The following is a 19761-nucleotide window of genomic DNA, read 5'->3' as shown; positions in this document are numbered from 1 at the left end:
TCGCTTCGCTGCGGGGGTCTCCGGCGCTCTGCGCCTCCCATGCGCTGACGCGCATCTAAAAACGGTTTCCGTGCTCAATTTACGCCTGTGTTTATTATGTAAATCATTATGTTATGGTAAAATATAAGCGTTATCCCCCTGCACCTGGAGCCGCTGATGCCTGAGAAAAAAGCCCCCGTGATTGTGGTTAAAAAATCACGACTGAAAGTGACTGAACCTGATGCCGTGCCTGCACAAATCAGCCCGGAAGCCGTGACGGCAGAGACTGCTCCTCGTGAGGCGAAGCCGCTCAACAAAGAGGCCCGGAAAAGCCGGGACAAAATAGCTCTTTTTGTCAGGACATTCCCCGCCCTGTGGCCTGAGTTTGATAAAGGGATTCTCCGTCCCATGAAAGTGGGTATCAAGGAGCAGGCTAAGGCGTATATCGAAGCCAACCCGGACTGCGGGATGACGTTCAGTCAGTGGATACAGGCTGTCATACGGGTAGTTCGCGGACTCCGGTATCAGCGATGCGTCAGAGAAGGGGAAACCCGCTACGATATCTACGGTGAACCAGCAGGTGTCGTCACGGCAAAGGAAGCGGCATATGCCCGCCTCCAGGTGAAGCGCATCAAAGCCAGACTGGATGCAAGGGAGAAGCAGAATCATGTCACAGCTGAATAAAGCCGGAGACCTGGCCTGGTGTGGGCTCATTGCCCTGGCGCTGGCTAAGCGGGACGGCATTGTACAGTCCGCCTCTCAGGAAAATCTCTTCCTGACCCGCTGGCTGGCCACGGCGCTGAAGCAGCGCCGCTTTCCCCGCAGCGTCACCCCGGATATCGAATGGCTGCTCGGACAGGGCCGAACGCTCGGCATGAAAGCCCGGCTGCCGGAGAAGCTGGATTATCTCTGGCGCTCCTGCCATGGCGATATTGCAGAACAGAATGACCTGTTCCGCCTGACGTATGCTTTCGAACTCGCCAAAGATGCTGGCTGGGTTTATAACCTGCTGACCGACCGTGAGTGGACCGGCCGCTACGCGGTGAAGCTGAACGCTGGCATTAACGGCATTTTTGCTTTGCGCAGCAGTATTGATAATGGCTTTGATGCAAACGGCAGGGTACGCTATCCCCTGGCAGTTCGTATTACCGGGAACATTGAGGCCGTGACGGAGCTGTTTGCCACATGTGGCTGGACGGTGACCCCGGATGATGAAGGTAATGTTCAGCACGCTTACAAACTGGTTATCCCGAAAGCAACGTTGTAGCCAATGTTTACCGCTGTTCGTTAGCTTTGAAAAGGATACGCCTGTATGAATATCACGCCCGACAACACGCTCTCCGTATTCGATTTTGACGGCACGCTCACCCGGCATGACAGCTTTATACCCTTTCTTCGTTTTGCCTTCGGCTACAGAGTATTTACCCGCCGCATTATCAGGATGGTGCTTCCTGCGCTTTCTTGTCTGACCGGCAGATTAACTCGTGACGAACTGAAAGGTATTCTGGTGGAAACATTTCTGACTGGCGTCGAAGCTGCCTGGGTAGCTGAACAGGCTGAACGTTTTTGCAAACGTTACTGGAACCGACTGATGCGCCCGGCTGGGCTCCTGGCCGTTGACGCCGAGATAAGTTCAGGCGCTATTGTCACACTGTGTTCTGCTTCTCCCGTGATAATTCTTCGGCCATTTGCTCAAAGGCTGGGAGTGAAGTTGATCGGCACAGAACTGGAGGTTGTCAACGGTCAGCTTACCGGACGCATTATCGGGGCTAATTGTCGATGCATTCAGAAAATAATCCATCTGGAACAAGAGTATGGCCCCCTCACTCACTACCATTTACGTGCGTGGGGTGACTCCCGTGGTGATTACGCTCTGTTGTCAGCAGCCGACACCGCACACTGGCGACACTTTCACCCATCGTTTCTGCGAAGAAAGCACCCAATCATGATAACGAACAATTAAGGTGTGTACATTGATAGGAATTAAAACCTGAAACTGAACAACAAATAACCACCATTTTTGACTCCCGGCCAGCGCTGACGGAGGCTAGGTGATTGTTTACTTCAATCGATAATCTCTGATTTATCGATAACGTCGATTAGCTGAGCGTTTTTTAAACTTTCCCTGCGCTGCGGACGGATCTTCCCTGCATCCGCGCCTAACCGCACATTTTCATCTGCGCCAGCTGCTCATGCCGTGCCACCAGTTCCGCAAGCCGCAGCCCCCGTTTCAGCCCGCTGAAACACATTATCTTCCCGCACAAAATGCACGCCAGTGGGTCCACTTTCAGCAGCCGCTGGTACAGCCCCCGCCATGTCACCTTCCGCGCCGTTTTACGCTGCGTCTCTGTTAACAGATACACGACTTCCAGCACGGCCCGCTTTGACGGGCTCAGAAAACCGTAATACCGCACCATCCGGAACCGTTTCTCCGGTACATGCCAGGAAAAGCGTTCCATAAACTCATCCCCGCTCAGCGTCAGCGTCTCCTCCTGCTTTGTCCGGTGACTGCGGTAGCGCATGATAATTTCATCCCGCCCGGCGTAGTGCTCCAGCCGGCTCATCGACACCGGGGGCTTCTTAAGGTAAGCCCCGAAGTACATCGCCACGTGCGTGGCGTTGTCCATCACCTTCGACACCCGCACATTCCATTTTCTCCTGTAGTGCCGGTCCAGAAAGCGATTCCAGTCCTGCCTGCTGCGACTTTCTGCAGCCAGGGTTGCCGGTATCTCCAGCCGCCAGAATTCCCGGCGCAGCAGGTCAGTGATACGCCAGCGCCACATCGGCATCACATTGCGGGCGAAAAACGGCACATTCTTCCAGGTACTGGCGTCAGTAATCCCGCCGGCCGTTGTGGAAAGGTGAATATGCGGATGCCACTGCTGGTCGCGCCCCCAGGTATGGATGACGCTGAAGCAGTCCGGTAGAAAGTCGCCCCGCCGGCCGGTTTCCAGAACAACATCAGCCGCGAGGCGGCTCATTTCGGCGAGCAGCCAGCGGTTATGGTCTATCAGGGGCCAGTACTCACAGGGGAGGGTGAAGGTGATGTGCTGCCATTCACCGTCGGGCACCAGGGCGAGAAGATACTGTATCCAGACTTCGCCGGCTTTTACGCCGCAGTGTGGGCAGGAGCGGCTTTTACAGCGAAAACAGACTTTTTTGAGTGACCACATCCGGGGTCAGGGCATTGCCAGCATGTGTATCCCATGAGCGTGGTGCCGCAGGCCATGATTTTAGTGACGGCCTCAATGACAGCGGGACGAACAGAACCTTCAGGCTGTTTGTGAAACCAGCTAAGCCAGCGGTTGCCTTGCTGAAAGATATCGGCGAAGCGGGGAAGCATAATCATTTCACAGAAGAAGTGGGAGCTGAAGTTATAACAGTCGCCGCAGGCCATAACAAGTCGCAGCCGTCAGGCTGCCTACTTGATTGATAGGAATTAAAACCTGAAACTGAACAACAAACAACCACCATTTTTGACTCCCGGCCAGCGCTGACGGAGGTCTGGTGATTGTTTGCTTCAATCAGTAATCGCTCATTTATCGGTGATATCGATTAACTGACCGTCTTTTAAACTTTCCCTGCGCTGTGGACGGATCTTCCCTGCATCCGCGCCTAACCGCACATTTTCATCTGCGCCAGCTGCTCATGCCGGGCCATCAGTTCCGCAAGCCGCTGCCCCCGTTTCAGCCCGCCGAAACACATTATCTTCCCGCACAAAATGCACGCCAGTGGGTCCACTTTCAGCAGCCGCTGGTACAGCCCCCGCCATGTCACCTTCCGCGCCGTTTTACGCTGCGTCTCTGTTAACAGATACACGACTTCCAGCACGGCCCGCTTTGACGGACTCAGAAAACCGTAATACCGCACCATCCGGAACCGTTTCTCCGGCACATGCCAGGAAAAGCGTTCCATAAACTCATCCCCGCTCAGCGTCAGCGTCTCCTCCTGCTTTGTCCGGTGACTGCGGTAGCGCATGATAATTTCATCCCGCCCGGCGTAGTGCTCCAGCCGGCTCATCGACACCGGGGGCTTCTTAAGGTAAGCCCCGAAGTACATCGCCACGTGCGTGGCGTTGTCCATCACCTTCGACACCCGCACATTCCATTTTCTCCTGTAGTGCCGGTCCAGAAAGCGATTCCAGTCCTGCCTGCTGCGACTTTCTGCAGCCAGGGTTGCCGGTATCTCCAGCCGCCAGAATTCCCGGCGCAGCAGGTCAGTGATACGCCAGCGCCACATCGGCATCACGTTGCGGGCGTAAAACTGCACTTTCTTCCAGGTACTGGCGTCAGTAATCCCGCCGGCCGTTGTGGAAAGGTGAATATGCGGATGCCACTGCTGGTCGCGCCCCCAGGTATGGATGACGCTGAAGCAGTCCGGTAGAAAGTCGCCCCGCCGGCCGGTTTCCAGAACAACATCAGCCGCGAGGCGGCTCATTTCGGCGAGCAGCCAGCGGTTATGGTCTATCAGGGGCCAGAACTCACAGGGGAGGGTGAAGGTGATGTGCTGCCATTCACCGTCGGGCACCAGGGCGAGAAGATACTGTATCCAGACTTCGCCGGCTTTTACGCCGCAGTGTGGCAGGAGCGGCTTTTACAGCGAAAACAGACTTTTTTGAGTGACCACATCCGGGGTCAGGGCATTGCCAGCATGTGTATCCCATGAGCGTGGTGCCGCAGGCCATGATTTTAGTGACGGCCTCAATGACGGCGGGACGAACAGAACCTTCAGGCTGTTTGTGATACCAGCTAAGCCAGCGGTTGCCTTGCTGAAAGATATCGGCGAAGCGGGGAAGCATAATCATTTCACAGAAGAAGTGGGAGCTGAAGTTATAACAGTCGCCGAAGGCCATAACAAGTCGCAGCCGTCAGGCTGCCTACTTGGACAAAACGGGTGAAGTCAATCACGTCATAGATACCTGTTAATAAAACTGGGCCCAATGTATAGCATTCTACAAAATCCCGGAAACGAACAAACTACCGGTCCTGCCTGTACCGGGTAAGCCTGCGACCGGATGAGCTATCTTTACACCACCGGAAACAACAATATAGCCTTCTACATGAAAAACATACTTACGCCAGTAGCCATAATCCCCACAGCAAAAGCTCGCGTCAGCCAGATACTGTTAGTAAACAGATTTTTTAATACGCGCCCCGCGACGGCATACGCCAGGAAGCACGCATAGGCAATCAGAGCTATAGGTAGAAGGATTATCACTGTCTGGCTCGCCACAGACGAACTTGTTTTGATGAATGACGGGAAAAATGCGACGAAAAAGATAATCGCTTTCGGATTGGCAATGGCCAGTAAAAACCCCTGGTTAAATGCCGTTAGCATTTGTGTCTTGATTCCACCATTATCATCGGTATCGATACGTGGCGCTATAAACAAGCGAATTCCGATATAAATGATGTACCCAGCACCAGCAGTCCTGACAACGGCCATTAGCCCGTCACTGACCCCGCCAATAGTATAGATAACCAGCAAAGAAATCAGCGCCTGTAGAAGAGATGCAACCACATTCCCCAGTGCCGCCATATTCCCCAGCATTAATCCGTGTTTCTGTTGACCGGTATTCATAGCGAGCATCATTGAAGGCCCCGGAATTATAGACGCAATAAAAATGGTAGCACAATATGTGATAAAAACAGGCTCAATCACATTTACCCTCCAGTGGTGAATATCTACTCATTATACCGTAATTATTCTTGTTTAGATGGTTTCTTCTCCTGCGCCAGAAATACCATGGTGGCGCTGTCGGCCGTGGCATCGACTGGGCACCGTTGCAAAGTTATTGATGAATTAGCCTTTCGTAGTATTTGAAGGTCTTATCTTTCAAAGACTCTGCTCACCAGACGCATCTCGCCCAGGGAATATCCAAAATAAAATGATTCTGCCTGACCTTTCCGGTAATGGTGCCAACTTACTGATTTAGTGTATGATGGTGTTTTTGAGGTGCTCCAGTGGCTTCTGTTTCTATCAGCTGTCCCTCCTGTTCAGCTACTGAAGGCGTGGTGCGTAACGGTAAAAGCACTGCCGGACATCAGCGCTATCTCTGCTCTCACTGCCGTAAAACATGGCAGCTACAGTTCACTTACACCGCCTCTCAGCCCGGTACACACCAGAAAATTATTGATATGGCCATGAATGGCGTCGGATGTCGCGCCAGTGCACGCATTATGGGCGTTGGCCTCAACACGATTTTACGACACTTAAAAAACTCAGGCCGCAGTCGGTAAACTCACGCATACAACCGGGCAGTGACGTCATTGTTTGCGCGGAAATGGACGAACAGTGGGGTTACGTCGGCGCTAAATCACGCCAGCGCTGGTTGTTTTACGCGTATGACAGGATACGGAGGACGGTTGTGGCGCACGTATTCGGTGAACGCACGTTGGCCACGCTGGAGCGTCTTCTTGGCCTGCTGTCGGCCTTTGAGGTCGTGGTATGGATGACGGATGGCTGGCCGCTTTATGAATCACGCCTGAAGGGAGAACTGCACGTTATCAGCAAGCGATATACGCAGCGCATTGAGCGGCATAACCTGAATCTGAGGCAGCATCTGGCAAGGCTGGGCAGGAAGTCACTGTCGTTCTCAAAATCGGTGGAGCTGCATGACAAAGTCATCGGGCATTATCTGAACATAAAACACTATCAGTAAGTTGGAGTCATTACCAGTCTATAGAATGGTATCAGCGAGCCGCCAGGCAGGGCTATCGACCCGCCCAGAAAGCACTTGCGGCGGTCTATGCCAGAGGTCAAGTAGGCAGCCTGACGGCTGCGACTTGTTATGGCCTGCGGCGACTGTTATAACTTCAGCTCCCACTTCTTCTGTGAAATGATTATGCTTCCCCGCTTCGCCGATATCTTTCAGCAAGGCAACCGCTGGCTTAGCTGGTTTCACAAACAGCCTGAAGGTTCTGTTCGTCCCGCTGTCATTGAGGCCGTCACTAAAATCATGGCCTGCGGCACCACGCTCATGGGATACACCTGCTGGCGCTGTCCTGACCCCGGATGTGGCCACTCAAAAAAGTCTGCTTCCGCTGTAAAAGCCGCTCCTGCCCACACTGCGGCGTAAAAGCCGGCGAAGTCTGGATACAGTATCTTCTCGCCCTGGTGCCCGACGGTGAATGGCAGCACATCACCTTCACCCTCCCCTGTGAGTACTGGCCCCTGATAGACCATAACCGCTGGCTGCTCGCCGAAATGAGCCGCCTCGCGGCTGATGTTGTTCTGGAAACCGGCCGGCGGGGCGACTTTCTACCGGACTGCTTCAGCGTCATCCATACCTGGGGGCGCGACCAGCAGTGGCATCCGCATATTCACCTTTCCACAACGGCCGGCGGGATTACTGACGCCAGTACCTGGAAGAAAGTGCAGTTTTACGCCCGCAACGTGATGCCGATGCGGCGCTGGCGTATCACTGACCTGCTGCGCCAGGAATTCTGGCGGCTGGAGATACCGGCAACCCTGGCCGGGAGTCAAAAATGGTGGTTATTTGTTGTTCAGTTTCAGGTTTTAATTCCTATCAATCAAGAATGGTTGATCATATTAAGCCACTGCTTAGACCAAAACGTGATCAGCAGTTTTCACACAGCCTGTGCCAACAGCGGACGTTATTCTAATCAATAATAAAGTGGTCGGGTTGGTGGATACGTTTAGCCAGTTTTTTTTGCAGTGCCATGACCATCAGGGGAAACCCAGTCGCAGCTAATGCGCAGACTACCAGTAATCGGTCTAAGTTCTGTGTCGTTATACCCTGGTCGGGCAGTAATAGGGACGACAAAAAGAATGCAAGAGTTGTTATCAAGGACATTATCGCAGCCTGTAACGAAGAAAAACTGGCACGTTGTTCATCCGCTGGATACTGGATCGTAACCGAAGATGATGAAACCAGTCGACTATACGAAGAACCCAGGAATAAGGTAATAAACAGAACTGCGTTATGATAGCCCATTGCAGGGACCAGTAAACTAAGCACAAAAAGTAGCGTTGAAACTGTAGCCAGAATCAGCGCAGAAAAACGCGATGTCAGAACTCCTGTTATTTTTGTAGACAGATAACCTGCAATCCCTCCGCTTAAGAACAGCAAAGGCAGTTGGTCTTGTTGTGCCCCTAAATGATGGGTCATTAATGGGGTCAAAATGGGGATGATCAGCATTGGGCTAAACTGTACCAGCGCATTACAAGAGGCGAAAAGCAGGGTCTGAGCATCAATAGATAGCTTGCCCTTAGCGCGTAATTGAGCTGCATCCTTGGGAATAAAAAGGACTATTAACGGTAAAGACAGCAGACACAGAAAACTGATTGACCACAGAGAAATATGCCAACCATAGTGTGTGCAAAAAAATAATATCGCTGGCATGCCAACGATACTCACCATTGAAAATGATGCAATTACCGTTGCTAACATTTTCCCACGCATGTTAACAGGGGAATAGTTTATCAAGATACTCGTCCCCACCCCCATCGTTGTGCCACCAACCAACCCTGCGCAAAATCGTAGAGCCAAAAGCGTGTGAAAATTTGTTGTAAATGTGGACACAAACGTTAGTGTTCCCAACAGCAGCATGTTCTGGATTAAGAATCGCTTCTTATTAAATCGGTCTATCCAATAAAAAGCAGCAACACCGGAAAGAACTGCACCTAATGTGTACATACCAGAGACATATCCAGAAAATGAAACCGGAACCGAAAACGCTTCTGACATAAAGGAAAAAACAGGTGCTAATGCCATGTATTCCAGCGCATTAGTAAACTGGATAAAGGCAATGATGATGGCTATCCGCATCAGGGTTTTATGATTAAACATCTGAGTGACCAGTGACATAGCAAGCAACCTATAAATGAAAGATGCTCAAAGTTTATCTGCTATCAACAATCGGCATAAGATGGTAAAAATGGCGGTAATCGTTATCAAAAATGGGATTTTCTATGCGTCCGGCTCTCGACTTTAATACCCTGAAAGTGTTCATCGCCGTGGTTGATAGAGAAAGTTTCGTTGGAGCCTCCAAAGCCCTTGAAATGCCGACATCAAACGTAAGCCGTTGTATTTCTCGGTTAGAAGAAAAACTGCATATTCAGCTAATCGAGCGCAGCACACGCCATATGAAGCTCACCCAGGCGGGGCAACTACTCTATGCGCGAGCAAAACCGCTGCTTGAAGCACTTGAACAAACGGAGTCTGAATTAACGCAGGGACAGGTCCAACTCAAAGGTCCATTACGTATCTGTATTCCAAATGAAATAGGACCTGCATTGATGGGCTCTGTTATTGCTGATTTCGCCTGTCAGTACCCAGATGTGGAGATCAGCTGTGTCACAAATTTGTCAGGTTTCGAATCTCTGCGAGATGATCTTGATTTAGCGATCATTGTTAGCCGTGGTCAGATGGATGACAGTGACTACATCGCCCGTCATCTGGTAACTATCCCTTGTACCATTGTTGCATCTCCCTCTGTCATTCAGCGTTATGGTACCCCTTCTCATATCCATCAATTTGAAGAATTACCCTGCATTACAACAGTAAGCGCATTGAAAGGGACACCCTGGCAGTTCGTCAGTGCAAAAGGTAGGTTCGAGACAATTGCAGTTAAAGGGCATTATCGGGTAAACAGCGGAGAGATGGCGGGACGGGCGGCAGTATCAGGTTTAGGTTTTGCAATTCTTTCGAAACAAGCCTGCCAGCCCTATATCAACGATGGGCGACTCATTGAGATTGAGTTTGAACAGTCGGCAGCCCCATTGCACTTGTTCGCGCTTTATTCCAATCGACGCTACTTGCCCGCGAAAACAAGAGCACTTATTGATTTTTTACATCAGAAGTTGAGCCATCTACCTCTGTTAACGTGATGTAGCCCCCTGAAACACCAGACAGTAGCGGTATCTCCAGATAAGAGATAGGCTTGAACATATGTCTAACACTAACGCCAATTTTGAGATGACCGGGATTCTATTAGGACAAGAAGTCCGTAAACGTAAAACCCCTCGCGAGAAGATCGCCATTATCCAGCAGACGATGGAGCCGGGCATGAATGTTTCCCATGTCGCCCGCCTGCATGGTATCCAGCCCAGCCTGCTGTTTAAGTGGAAGAAGCAATATCAGGAAGGCAGCCTCACCGCCGTTGCGGCCGGTGAGGAAGTCGTTCCTGCTTCTGAGCTTACCGCTGCTCTGAAGCAGGTCCGGGAGCTTCAGCGGCTTCTGGGAAAAAAGACGATGGAAGTTGAGATCCTGAAAGAAGCCGTGGAGTACGGTCAGTCGCGAAAATGGATAGCGCACGCGCCCTTGTTGCCAAAGGACGGGGAATAGCCCTGGTCAGCCGAACCATGGTGTAGTGGTCAACTAATTTTGGCCACACGACCTGACTGTTCGTGGAACAGCCGCTCTGATTCATTTGGCGTTAACCCACCGTTATACCAGTGGGGGCGGATGGCACTGTAATAGCCCGTGATGTAGCGGATTATCGCGCTCTGAGCTTCTTTGAAGCTGTTATAGCCCTTCGTCGGCACCCATTCGGTCTTCAGGCTCCGGAAGAACCGTTCCATAGGGGCATTATCCCAGCAGTTACCGCGTCGACTCATGCTCTGCTTTATTCGACAGCGCCACAGAGCCTGCCGGTACTGGCGGCTGGTATAGTGACTGCCCTGGTCACTGTGGAACATCACTCCTGTTGGCTTCCCCCGATGCTCCCAGGCCATCTGCAACGCTTTGACCGTGAGGGCCGAGTCCGGCGACGTCGACATCGCCCAGCCCACAGGTTTACGGGCGAACAGATCCAGCACGACGGCCAGATAAGCCCAGCATTTTCCCGTCCAGAGTAGAGTAAGAGGCAGGGCGTAGTCGGACTATTTCCCTGCCTCTCCTCCCCGAACCGGACGTGCACCTTTCAGCGCATCCGGCTCTCCATTTAAATGCTGGCGAACGCCATTGCCACTTCTGTAAAGCGCGATGTATACGTGTTTCTGGTCTCCGTCCTCAGATAGGGATTACCTTCGGGTAGCCGCCAGCGGAACAGCTTCTTGCCTTGCCCCACCAACCGGTACAGTATTTCGCCGCTGAGCTTGCCGTGATTGGTTTTACCAAATAAAACCCACGTTTTGCTCTGACCCGGTTTCGGTGATTTACACCACCACCTCATCAGGGAAGCGATACCTGTACGGTATTTGCGGGCCAGCCAGTGAGCCAGCTTCCAGAACACGACACGGTCGATATAACTGAAGACTTTGGCCTTAAAATCAACGAACTGATAGAACATGGCCCAGCCTTTCAGTTTTCGGTTGAGTTGTTCAGCCATATCGACTTTGCTTTCACTGTAGTTGCCTGATAACAGTGCTGTCAGCGATGCGGCGAAGTTTCTGGCTTTCTCCTGCGGGATCGTTGAGACCACTCGCATCTCGCCATAACGACTGCGTTTGCGAATGATCCTGTGCCCCAGAAAGATAAAGCCGTCATTAACATGGGTGATTTTAGTCTTATCCATGTTCAGCCTGAGTTTCAGACTGCCTTCGTGCACACCCCGACACTCCTCCCTGATGGCTTCCGCCTGTGCTTTGGTGCCTTTGACGATGAGGACAAAATCATCGGCATAGCGGCAGTACGCCACCGCGGGTTTCCACTGCCAGTTTTCTCTGACCGCCGTACTTCGGCCCCGTTGGATACTGTTATTCCAGTACCACCGATCTTTTCTGGCTTTCCCGCTCAGGTAGCGCTCATGCAGGTATTGATCGAACTCATTCAGCATGATGTTCGATAATAGCGGCGATATAACACCGCCCTGTGGCACACCTTCACTGGCCGCCCGAAAGAGACCGACATCGATATGTCCCGCCTTGATGGTTTTCCACAGCAGAGTCATGAAACGTGCGTCACTGATCCTGCGGCGTACAGCCTTCATCAGCAGTCGATGATGTACGGTGTCGAAGTAACTGGACAGGTCGCCTTCAATCACCCAGCGTCCCCGGGTTTCACCACAGTCTGTGAGCTGTAATTTCACCGTGCGGATCGCGTGGTGGACACTGCGCTCAGGCCGGAAGCCATATGAGAGCGTATGAAAATCACTCTCCCATATCGGCTCCATCGCCATCAGCATGGCCCGCTGAACAATACGATCCCGCAACGCGGGGATACCCAGTGGTCGCAGTTTGCCGTTGCTTTTAGGGATGTAAACCCGTCTGGCGGGCAAGGGCTGGTAGTGGCCTGAGAGTAATTCATCCCTGAGGATTTGCAGCTCAACAGCCAGTCTGGCCTGTAGCATTGTTTTGTTCACGCCATCAACGCCGGGGGTATGGGCCCCCTTTGATGAAAGCGTGATCCGCGCCGCTTCAGCCAGCCATTCTGGTTGTGTTATCAGACGCAGCAGCCGTTGAATCCGTAGGGACGGATCGGTGACTGCCCATGTGGCAAGCTTGCGTTGCATTTCGCTGATTATCAAAGGTCTTCACCTCGTTAGGTCAGTTAATTCACGTCGCAAACACATTCAAACTGCTTCCCTTCGCCATGTAATGGGCTTTCCCCATCGCGGACTACTACGGAAGCTCCGCCAGCCAGCGCGTCATCGGAGCCATGCCCCCTTAACATCCGTCGCTGACCTTCCCCGGTTTACCTGCCTGGACTCAGGCATACTGAGGAGGCTGCCCGTCGCACTCTTTATCCTTGCTTGCCGCAAGTTGGCAGAAGTCAGCAACGCAAGCGTGATAGACGCTGCTGCCCCGGTGTTTCGCATACATGTCAAAACACCTTCGACCGGCAGTGCTTACGTATCACTGCCAGTTCCTCCTGCACGGCCTGTCAGATCACGTAGGCCGTGGTGACGTTTTCAACCCACAGAGGCGGATTAACGGGTTCATGTTCTTCAGCCTTTCAGTACTTAACCTTGAGGATCATCTCGGCTTAGTGATCTCGCCTCAATCCCCGTTGTCAGCGGGTTACATCACCCTGCGGGCATGCCGCAGGTCACTGCCGCTCAGGTTCTCCACCGTCACACCCGGTGGGATTGTTGGGTTTCTCATCGTGAGTTACCGGTTCAATATTCCAGACAGACTCGCGGTTCATTTAAGCATCCATGCCCGCCCTGAACTCCGGGCACACTATAGGTCACATCGCCGCACCAGATCTGATCCGGCGCTGTTACCGCGAACTGCCGGTCGAGATGGTTAGGTATTTCAACGTGTTCGTTCCCGCCGCGTTTGTATTTATGCGCCGGGGCCTGACAACTGGCGATATCCAGCTCTTTCATCAGCTTACCTGCAAGCCATCGCCCGAGTCTGACGCACCGGCCGCTGACCATCGTGGCGATACTTCTCGCGCCAGCAGAGCCACCACTGGCATTCCAGACTTCACTGACGAGACTCCGTTTGACGGCCCGCTCAGCGTCAGAATCCCTGCCATTTTTACGAATGTAACGATAACTGCTTCGGTGAACACCGAACAGCCGGCACAATGGCGCTACCGGGTAGTGCGCCCTCAGACTGTCGATTATCGTGAACTTTTCAGGGAGTCCGACATCAAGAGCGCGGTTGTAGATTCAACCTGTCAACGCAACACCCTTTTCAATTATCTCTTTCGGTGTTTTGAACTTCAGTGTCTTTCTCGGCCTGGTGTTTAGTTGCGCTGCAACCTGATCCAGCTCCTGCTGTGTGTATTGAGCAAGGCATGTTTTTTTGGGGAAGAACTGTCGTATTAGTCCATTCGTATTTTCGTTGGTGCCTCGTTGCCAGGGACTTTGAGGATCGCAAAAATAAACTTTCACTCCCGTGCTGCTGCTAAATTCCAGATGCCTGGCCAGCTCCATTCCTCTGTCCCACGTCAATGATTGCCTGAGTTCGGGCGGTAAGCTCAGGAATTTTTCAGTAAGAGCCTGATTCACTGAAACAGCATCTTTCCCCTTTAACCTGAGAATAAGCGTATAGCGCGATTTACGATCTACCAGAGTGGCAATATGCGAGTTTTTTGTGCCCGAGACTAAATCCCCCTCCCAGTGTCCAACAGAGCGCCTGTTATCAATATGCCGCGCGCGCTCATGGATTGGCGTGCCATTCACGATATTGATTGTTCCTCTTTCCCCTTTGCGGGTGTGGCGTCGCCCATGCCTCAGGCTGTGCGAACGCCGCAGATGCTGAATATTCAGGTGGTGCAGAGCTTCACGACAACGAAAGTACAGCGTCTTATAAATTGTCTCAGCTGATATTCGCATCGTTTTCTGACGCGGCTTCGTTCGTTTTAACCATCCCGAAATTTGCTCCGGAGACCACTTTAATTCCAGCTTTTCCAGAACAAGGTCCCTCAGCGGCTCATTCTGATCCAGCAAACACGGTTTGGGACGTTTAGCCATCCTGTTGGCGCGATTATTAGCATCAACAGCTTTGTAATAGCGCCTGCCACGATTACGCTGGACTTCTCGCGAGATCGTCGAAGGAGAGCGTCTTAATGCAGTAGCAATCGCCCGAATACTCATTTTGGCTGACAGGCCAGCGCGTATTTCCTCACGTTCAGACAAGGTCAGGTGTGCGACGGCCCGCTTACGCTCATTGGGTTTTATGCCGCCGGTGTCCCTCAACATGGTGAAAATAGTTCCGGGTTTTGAATCCAGAATCTTAGCTATTTCACTAAATCCTGTCCCACTCTTCCACAAGTCGAAAACGAGCGATTTTTCTTTTGCTGTAAATGTACGTTTCATCAAACGATCCTCCGCAACCACATGTTTTCACATGGTTGTTGCGTTGACCAATTGAATCTACAGTAGCCTTATTTAGGATTTCATTTTCCATTTCAAGGCGTTGTATTTGTTTTCTCATTTCCCTGAGTTCCGTCTGCTCAGGCGTCAGAGGCAGCCCCGGGGGCGTTTTCCCCTGGCGCTCCATACGTAACGATTTAACCCAGCGGTTGATGGCGGAGAGGCTGACGTTCATCGCTTTAGCCGCTTCACCGTGAGTGTAGTTCTGATCAAGAACCAGTTTTGCCGCTTCGGCTTTAAATTCAGCAGTAAATATTTTGCTCATTGGTTCACCTGTAAGATGTTGAGGTGAGCATATCACCTCTACTCAGGTGGCCAAATTCAGTGTGCCACTACATTTCGCCGGTCACAGACGATACTGGCAGGTATTGAGTTAATCCACATGATACCCAAAGGGCAGTATCAGCTTCTGCAAGGGGATGGATTGTCACCTGCAGAACAATTTTATCTGTAGGCGGCCTGAATAACCGACAACGCGAGGCTTTACTGACTTACCTCCGTTAATGCGACAGAGCCGCCAAAGGTGAATGCATTCTGTGCGGTAACCGGCTGCGTTTTGTCAGCGCAGAAGCGGGCAGGCATGCTTCGGTGTTAGTGGCCGAAAGGTTGCATAACATCGACCGTAAACGATGGCTTCAGGGACTGGCTGCAGGATAAGTGCGCCTGAAAAATGGCGTTCAGGTCAAAAAACAATCGAAAGCGGTATTTTATTAACATAAGAGTCACCACCACGCGCCATCAGTGCGCTGCCGGTGATGACATTCATGGCCAGGAGATTTTTGAAACGATGCTTCAATTTCCTAACCATGAACATCCCGTCACTGGAGCCAATAGACCCTATTATTGAGACGCTCCATCAACAGATGATTGTCCAGGCATGGCTGATATTATGTAATCAACATTTTGTTGATTACAAGGTTTTTGGCTGATAAGTTATTCAACAATGTGTTTAAGTGAGGTCATGCATGAACGTGTCAGATGAACCAAATTATGCCGAGGGCATGATTCTTATGTTGTCGGCCACGGTGCGTGCTCTGGGAAGTGTGCTGGCAGGTAACGCCGAAATTGTTCTGCATGACCTGCGGAATCCAACTTTTTCAATTGCCGAGATTGCTAACGCGAGTGTAACGGGTCGTAAAAAGGGGGATTCGGTGCTGGCTGGTATGCGTACTGATCGTGCATTTATCAGTGCAATGGAAAATAAAAGCGAACCCGTGTCTTTACTGCTGGATTACGAAACGTTAACCCGCGACGGAAAAGTACTGCGTAGCAGTACAGCTTTATACCGTGACCGCACTGGCAAACCATACGCAGCACTCTGCATCAATGTCGATAACTCGGGCATTGACGAGGCACTCAGGCTGCTCCAGTCACTCGCTGGGGTCCGATCTGATGTGCCGTCAGGCATTCAGGAAGACGCATCTACTGATGCCAGTCACGACAATATTGAAGATTTGATGCGTGACATCATTAGTACCACTACAGCATTGAGTTCTGGGAGCTGCCGCGCGGATACCAAACGGGCCAACTTGCTGGCGGTTAAAAATATGCAGGAAAAAGGCATTTTCCTGATCAAAGGCGGGGTTGAAAAAGCAGCTGCAGCCCTAGGGGTCACCCGCTACACCATTTACAACTATCTCGATGAACTTAAGTGCGGTGATGAATAATCCACCCGCAAGGAAAACCAATGAAAAAATATCCAAGCACAATGCCCTTTCCGTTTTCACGCGCAGTTGAAGCGAACGGATTCCTTTTTCTTTCAGGGCAATTATCCATGAATGATGCAGGTGAACCTGTTAAAGGGTCAGTGGAAGAACAGACCCGCCTCGTTCTACAAAACGTTGAAGCGACGCTGAAAGCATGTGGTTCCTCTTTCGAGAAAATTGTTCGTATCACTGTCTGGTTATCCGATATGGCTCATTTCCAGGCTTTCAATAATGCCTATCGTACTCACTTTCCTGACGGATTTCCGGCGCGTACGACTGTCGTGAGCCGTCTGGCGTTCGATCTTGATGTCGAACTGGAAGTTCAGGCACTGGCCTGAGCCCGACCGAAATTTACGGAGTTAACCCCCATGTCTTTGAGTATCAATACGCCTTTGCTGGAGTCGTTGCCCCTGGGTCGTCTGAATAAGACCCGCGTCTGGATGAAGATGGAAGCAATGCAACCATCAGGGTCATTTAAGATCCGTGGTGTAGGACACGCCTGTGAGCAGCATTATGCCCGTGGCGCACGCCGTTTCATTTCCTCTTCCGGTGGAAATGCCGGTCTTGCGGTAGCATATGCCGGGCGTAAGCTGGGTGTGCCTGTCATTGTTGTTGTACCTGAATCCACCTCAGAACGTGCGCGTCATCTGCTGAACCTGGAAGGTGCTGATGTTAGAGTGCATGGTAAAACCTGGGCAGAGGCCAATGAGCTGGCTCTGTCTCTCCTGAATAATGAAGATGCATTTATTCACCCTTTTGACGATCCACTCCTCTGGGAAGGCCATGCGTCAATGATCGACGAAGTTGTCGCCGAAGGATTGCGTCCTGACGCTGTCATTCTCTCTGTTGGAGGTGGTGGCCTGCTTGCCGGTGTTGACGCAGGACTTCGTCGCAATAATCTCAATATCCCCGTCTTCGTTGTTGAGACGGTCGGTATGTCATCCTTCCACGCGGCGTTGAAAGCGGGCCACCCGGTATCATTGCCTGAACTGACCGGTGTGGCAACGTCTCTGGGAGCTCGCCAGGTATGCCAGAGGGCGTTTGATCTTGCGAATGAGAGAGAGATAATTTCACTAACGGTTAGTGATAAGCAGGCTGTTGATGCTTGCCTGACCTTCCTGGATGACCATCGTACGCTGGTTGAACCCGCCTGTGGCGCATCCCTTGCCGCGCTATATGATTCACAAATTGATGTCAGCAAAATGGATAACGTGCTGGTCATTGTGTGCGGCGGATCGACAGCCACCACTGCATCCCTGCAAGGATTTAAGGGCTAAACGAGCCATGTCCACATCCTTTTACCCGGATTTAACCGGGTAAAAGATTTAAGCCAAAATCACCGGAGTCAGGCATGGATCCTCGTGCGAGAAAACAATTTATTTCTCCGGCGCTGCTGTTGATCCTGCTGCCCCCCTTATTCTGGGCGGGTAATTTTATTACTGGTCGCGCGGTACACAGCTTTGTTCCCCCGATGACGCTATCACTCTGGCGATGGGTCATTGCTATGGTCTGCGTACTGCCTTTTGCCTGGAAACCCATGTGTCGGGACTATCGACTGTATCTGGTACACAAGTGGCTGATTGTAAGACTCTCCTTGTCCGAGGTAGTGGCGTTCAACTCGCTGGTATATGTGGGGCTCCATCAGACCTCAGCCTCAAATGCCCTGCTGCTCAACTCATTTATTCCTGTTCTGATAGCCTTGTTGGGAGCGGCATTTTTGGTCGTGACGCTGATTTAGTGCTGGTGTATTATTTTGTCTTTTGAGTTCATTGATGGCAAAGATAGATGTGGTTTGTCCCCGTTGCTCTGATACGAGCGGGGTGATACGAAACGGTCATTCTGGCTCAGGTGCGCAACTTTACCGCTGTAAGCACTGCCTGAAAACCTTCCAGCTCAGCTATTCCTGCAACGGCGCTAAACCCGAAACCCACCAGACCATTATTGATATGGCGATGAACGGCTCCGGATGCCGTGATACGGCAAGAGTACTGAAAATAAGCCTCAACACCGTTCTTCGTCATCTAAAAAACTGGCCCCCTGCCAGGTAGCCCAAAACCAAAACGTTGAGCCGGGCGCCGAGGTCGTCATCTGCTGTGAGGCCGATGAACAATGGTCTTACGTGCGGTCTAAGGGTAATCCACGCTGGCTATTCTACGCTTATGACCGCATCCGCAAGCGTGTCCTCGCCCATGTATTTGGACCACGCAATGCCCAGACGTTACGCCGGCTTCTGGCTTTACTGAGCCAGTTTAACATTGCGTTTTACATGACGGATGCCTGGGCTGTGTACCGAACTTTACTGGCTTCAACCAGTCATGTTGTCAGCAAAAAATACACTCAGCGGATAGAGCGTCATAATCTTAACTTGCGAACCCATCTCAGGCGGCTGACTCGTAAAACTATCTGCTTCTCAAAATCAGAAGAAATGCACGATAAGGTCATCGGCTGGTATCTGACAATCCATCACTATCACTAAATCTGCGTCACGACCCTATAGACTTTGGTTCATTACGCCGCGGATAAAATTTTTCGTAATCGGGATTTGCTGCCAGTATTGTCGCGAAATCGTACTCCGCTTGCACATCGCCGGATTTAGCCCGTACTTCTATTTCGTCATAGCGGCCACGAAGAGCACTTAATAGTGCCCTCGCTTCTTCTGACCTACCGAAATGAATCGTTCGCCGGTAATAAAAAGTTGCCTGACCAAGATTTTTCTCTGTTCCATCCCCTCTTTCTAAACGTTTAGCCAGTTCGAGATTGGCAGCAGCATCACCACGACTTGCTTTTAATCCTAATGCTTGAATTTCATCTGAATTTGCAAAGGCTACTGATACAGTCATTAATGGCAGTATCAGAACTATGAAAGGTGATTTTTCTGTTTTTTTTATTTCTACTTCTCTTTGGGTTCGATTTACGAAATCGCAAACACATCTGAATTTTTAAAAATCTGAAATTGAGAATATGTATTTAAGGCCTGCTGTTGATTCAGGGATACCTATAATTAACAATCCTATTTTTTTCCATCAAATATCTTGTTTTGCGGCACGATTATCAACGCGCTGGCGATGTATCCCAGCGGATGATGGTTCCGGAGCTGTAGGGCTATTTTTCCCAGGGGGCCATCGCTAATCTGCCACTTGTTGCGCTCCACACTTCGTCCTCAGAAATTATCTTAGCTCAGTATACGATAATCCGTTTAGGCTAGGCTCTAAAACTGTTGCCTATATTGGGGTCCGCATGGAAAAGGAAAAGCAACCTACGCTAAGGCTACTTTTTAACCAAATAGCTATTGGCTATCCCTCGAATTACAGGGCTACAGCGCTTCTGTGTCCGAAACCTATCGT

General features: G+C 51.2%; 15 protein-coding genes and 9 pseudogenes. 13 read left to right on the top strand and 11 right to left on the bottom strand.

All coding sequences use genetic code 11. The features are described from left to right. Window positions 1-156: 156 nt before the first annotated feature. The 3 genes from MKleb_RS27810 to MKleb_RS27800 are packed head-to-tail and all read left to right on the top strand — an operon-like array spanning window position 157 to window position 1942. Window positions 157-663 (top strand): ProQ/FINO family protein, encoded by a 507-nt coding sequence (locus MKleb_RS27810; protein ID WP_217076935.1) that lies wholly within the window; start codon window positions 157-159, stop codon window positions 661-663. Next, complete coding sequence (locus MKleb_RS27805) at window positions 647-1246, top strand: DUF2913 family protein (RefSeq protein ID WP_217076933.1); 600 nt, start codon at window positions 647-649, stop codon at window positions 1244-1246. The genes MKleb_RS27810 and MKleb_RS27805 overlap by 17 nt, the downstream gene beginning before the upstream one ends. A 45-nt stretch (window positions 1247-1291) precedes the next feature. Next, window positions 1292-1942, top strand: a complete 651-nt coding sequence (locus MKleb_RS27800; protein ID WP_217076932.1) for an HAD family hydrolase — start codon at window positions 1292-1294, stop codon at window positions 1940-1942. 196 nt (window positions 1943-2138) lie between these two features. Here MKleb_RS27800 and MKleb_RS27795 read toward each other — a convergent pair. From MKleb_RS27795 to MKleb_RS27780, 4 genes and pseudogenes are all read right to left on the bottom strand, one after another. Beyond that, window positions 2139-3322: pseudogene (locus MKleb_RS27795) on the bottom strand (IS91 family transposase). A 272-nt stretch (window positions 3323-3594) separates the two neighbouring features. After that, a pseudogene (locus tag MKleb_RS27790) lies at window positions 3595-4777 on the bottom strand (IS91 family transposase). 257 nt (window positions 4778-5034) lie between these two features. After that, a complete protein-coding gene (locus tag MKleb_RS27785) occupies window positions 5035-5640 on the bottom strand; it encodes a LysE family translocator (protein ID WP_228740817.1) in 606 nt (201 codons plus the stop codon). 167 nt (window positions 5641-5807) lie between these two features. Further along, window positions 5808-5888, bottom strand: a pseudogene (locus MKleb_RS27780) (IS6 family transposase); the annotation flags it as partial. Between the two features lie 54 nt (window positions 5889-5942). Here MKleb_RS27780 and MKleb_RS27775 point away from each other — a divergent pair. Continuing rightward, window positions 5943-6640, top strand: a protein-coding gene (locus MKleb_RS27775; RefSeq protein ID WP_223274117.1) for an IS1 family transposase whose coding sequence is annotated in 2 segments (ribosomal slippage) — window positions 5943-6192 and window positions 6192-6640 — 699 coding nt in all. Because the reading frame shifts where the segments join, the coding sequence is not laid out codon by codon here. A gap of 183 nt (window positions 6641-6823) precedes the next feature. Further along, window positions 6824-7467, top strand: a pseudogene (locus tag MKleb_RS27770) (transposase zinc-binding domain-containing protein); the annotation flags it as partial. A gap of 133 nt (window positions 7468-7600) precedes the next feature. On the opposite strand, the gene MKleb_RS27765 reads toward MKleb_RS27770, so the two are convergent. Then, on the bottom strand, window positions 7601-8809 hold the full coding sequence (locus MKleb_RS27765) for an MFS transporter (RefSeq protein WP_217076930.1): 1209 nt from the start codon (window positions 8807-8809) through the stop codon (window positions 7601-7603). Window positions 8810-8913: 104 nt separating this feature from the next. On the opposite strand from MKleb_RS27765, the gene MKleb_RS27760 reads away from it, so the two are divergent. Beyond that, a complete protein-coding gene (locus tag MKleb_RS27760) occupies window positions 8914-9831 on the top strand; it encodes a LysR family transcriptional regulator (protein WP_217076929.1) in 918 nt (305 codons plus the stop codon). A gap of 88 nt (window positions 9832-9919) precedes the next feature. Beyond that, a pseudogene (locus tag MKleb_RS27755) lies at window positions 9920-10308 on the top strand (transposase); the annotation flags it as partial. Window positions 10309-10317: 9 nt separating this feature from the next. On the opposite strand, the pseudogene MKleb_RS27750 reads toward MKleb_RS27755, so the two are convergent. The 5 genes and pseudogenes from MKleb_RS27750 to MKleb_RS30040 form a co-directional block, all read right to left on the bottom strand. Beyond that, window positions 10318-10806: pseudogene (locus MKleb_RS27750) on the bottom strand (IS3 family transposase); the annotation flags it as partial. Between the two features lie 80 nt (window positions 10807-10886). After that, window positions 10887-12395, bottom strand: a complete 1509-nt coding sequence (gene ltrA, locus MKleb_RS27745; protein ID WP_217076961.1) for a group II intron reverse transcriptase/maturase — start codon at window positions 12393-12395, stop codon at window positions 10887-10889. A gap of 672 nt (window positions 12396-13067) precedes the next feature. Further along, window positions 13068-13493, bottom strand: a pseudogene (locus tag MKleb_RS27740) (IS3 family transposase); the annotation flags it as partial. A 9-nt stretch (window positions 13494-13502) separates the two neighbouring features. Then, a complete protein-coding gene (locus tag MKleb_RS27735) occupies window positions 13503-14654 on the bottom strand; it encodes an IS30 family transposase (RefSeq protein WP_045261367.1) in 1152 nt (383 codons plus the stop codon). Window positions 14655-14721: 67 nt separating this feature from the next. Further along, a pseudogene (locus MKleb_RS30040) lies at window positions 14722-14976 on the bottom strand (transposase); the annotation flags it as partial. Between the two features lie 69 nt (window positions 14977-15045). Here MKleb_RS30040 and MKleb_RS27725 point away from each other — a divergent pair. The 6 genes and pseudogenes from MKleb_RS27725 to MKleb_RS27700 form a co-directional block, all read left to right on the top strand. Then, window positions 15046-15165: pseudogene (locus tag MKleb_RS27725) on the top strand (IS6 family transposase); the annotation flags it as partial. A 511-nt stretch (window positions 15166-15676) separates the two neighbouring features. Next, window positions 15677-16378, top strand: a complete 702-nt coding sequence (locus MKleb_RS27720; protein WP_217076926.1) for a helix-turn-helix transcriptional regulator — start codon at window positions 15677-15679, stop codon at window positions 16376-16378. A 20-nt stretch (window positions 16379-16398) separates the two neighbouring features. Next, window positions 16399-16755 carry a RidA family protein gene (locus tag MKleb_RS27715; RefSeq protein WP_217076925.1) on the top strand — a complete coding sequence of 119 codons (357 nt, stop codon included), beginning with the start codon at window positions 16399-16401 and terminating at the stop codon, window positions 16753-16755. A 30-nt stretch (window positions 16756-16785) separates the two neighbouring features. Next, on the top strand, window positions 16786-17694 hold the full coding sequence (locus MKleb_RS27710; RefSeq protein ID WP_217076924.1) for a pyridoxal-phosphate dependent enzyme: 909 nt from the start codon (window positions 16786-16788) through the stop codon (window positions 17692-17694). Between the two features lie 74 nt (window positions 17695-17768). Continuing rightward, a complete protein-coding gene (locus MKleb_RS27705; RefSeq protein ID WP_217076923.1) occupies window positions 17769-18155 on the top strand; it encodes a DMT family transporter in 387 nt (128 codons plus the stop codon). 34 nt (window positions 18156-18189) lie between these two features. After that, window positions 18190-18893 (top strand): IS1 family transposase gene (locus MKleb_RS27700; RefSeq protein WP_416381399.1). Its coding sequence is split into 2 segments (ribosomal slippage): window positions 18190-18448 and window positions 18448-18893, totalling 705 coding nucleotides; the frame shifts between segments, so codons are not numbered across the junction. A gap of 7 nt (window positions 18894-18900) precedes the next feature. Here MKleb_RS27700 and MKleb_RS27695 read toward each other — a convergent pair. After that, window positions 18901-19257 (bottom strand): hypothetical protein, encoded by a 357-nt coding sequence (locus tag MKleb_RS27695; protein ID WP_217076922.1) that lies wholly within the window; start codon window positions 19255-19257, stop codon window positions 18901-18903. Window positions 19258-19761 lie beyond the last annotated feature (504 nt).

The sequence above is a fragment of the Klebsiella sp. PL-2018 genome (assembly GCF_019048985.1).
In the GTDB taxonomy this organism is placed as follows: Bacteria; Pseudomonadota; Gammaproteobacteria; order Enterobacterales; family Enterobacteriaceae; genus Klebsiella; species Klebsiella michiganensis.
Note: the sequence above shows the minus strand (reverse complement) of the source record. Positions and strands in the feature narration are given on the sequence as shown.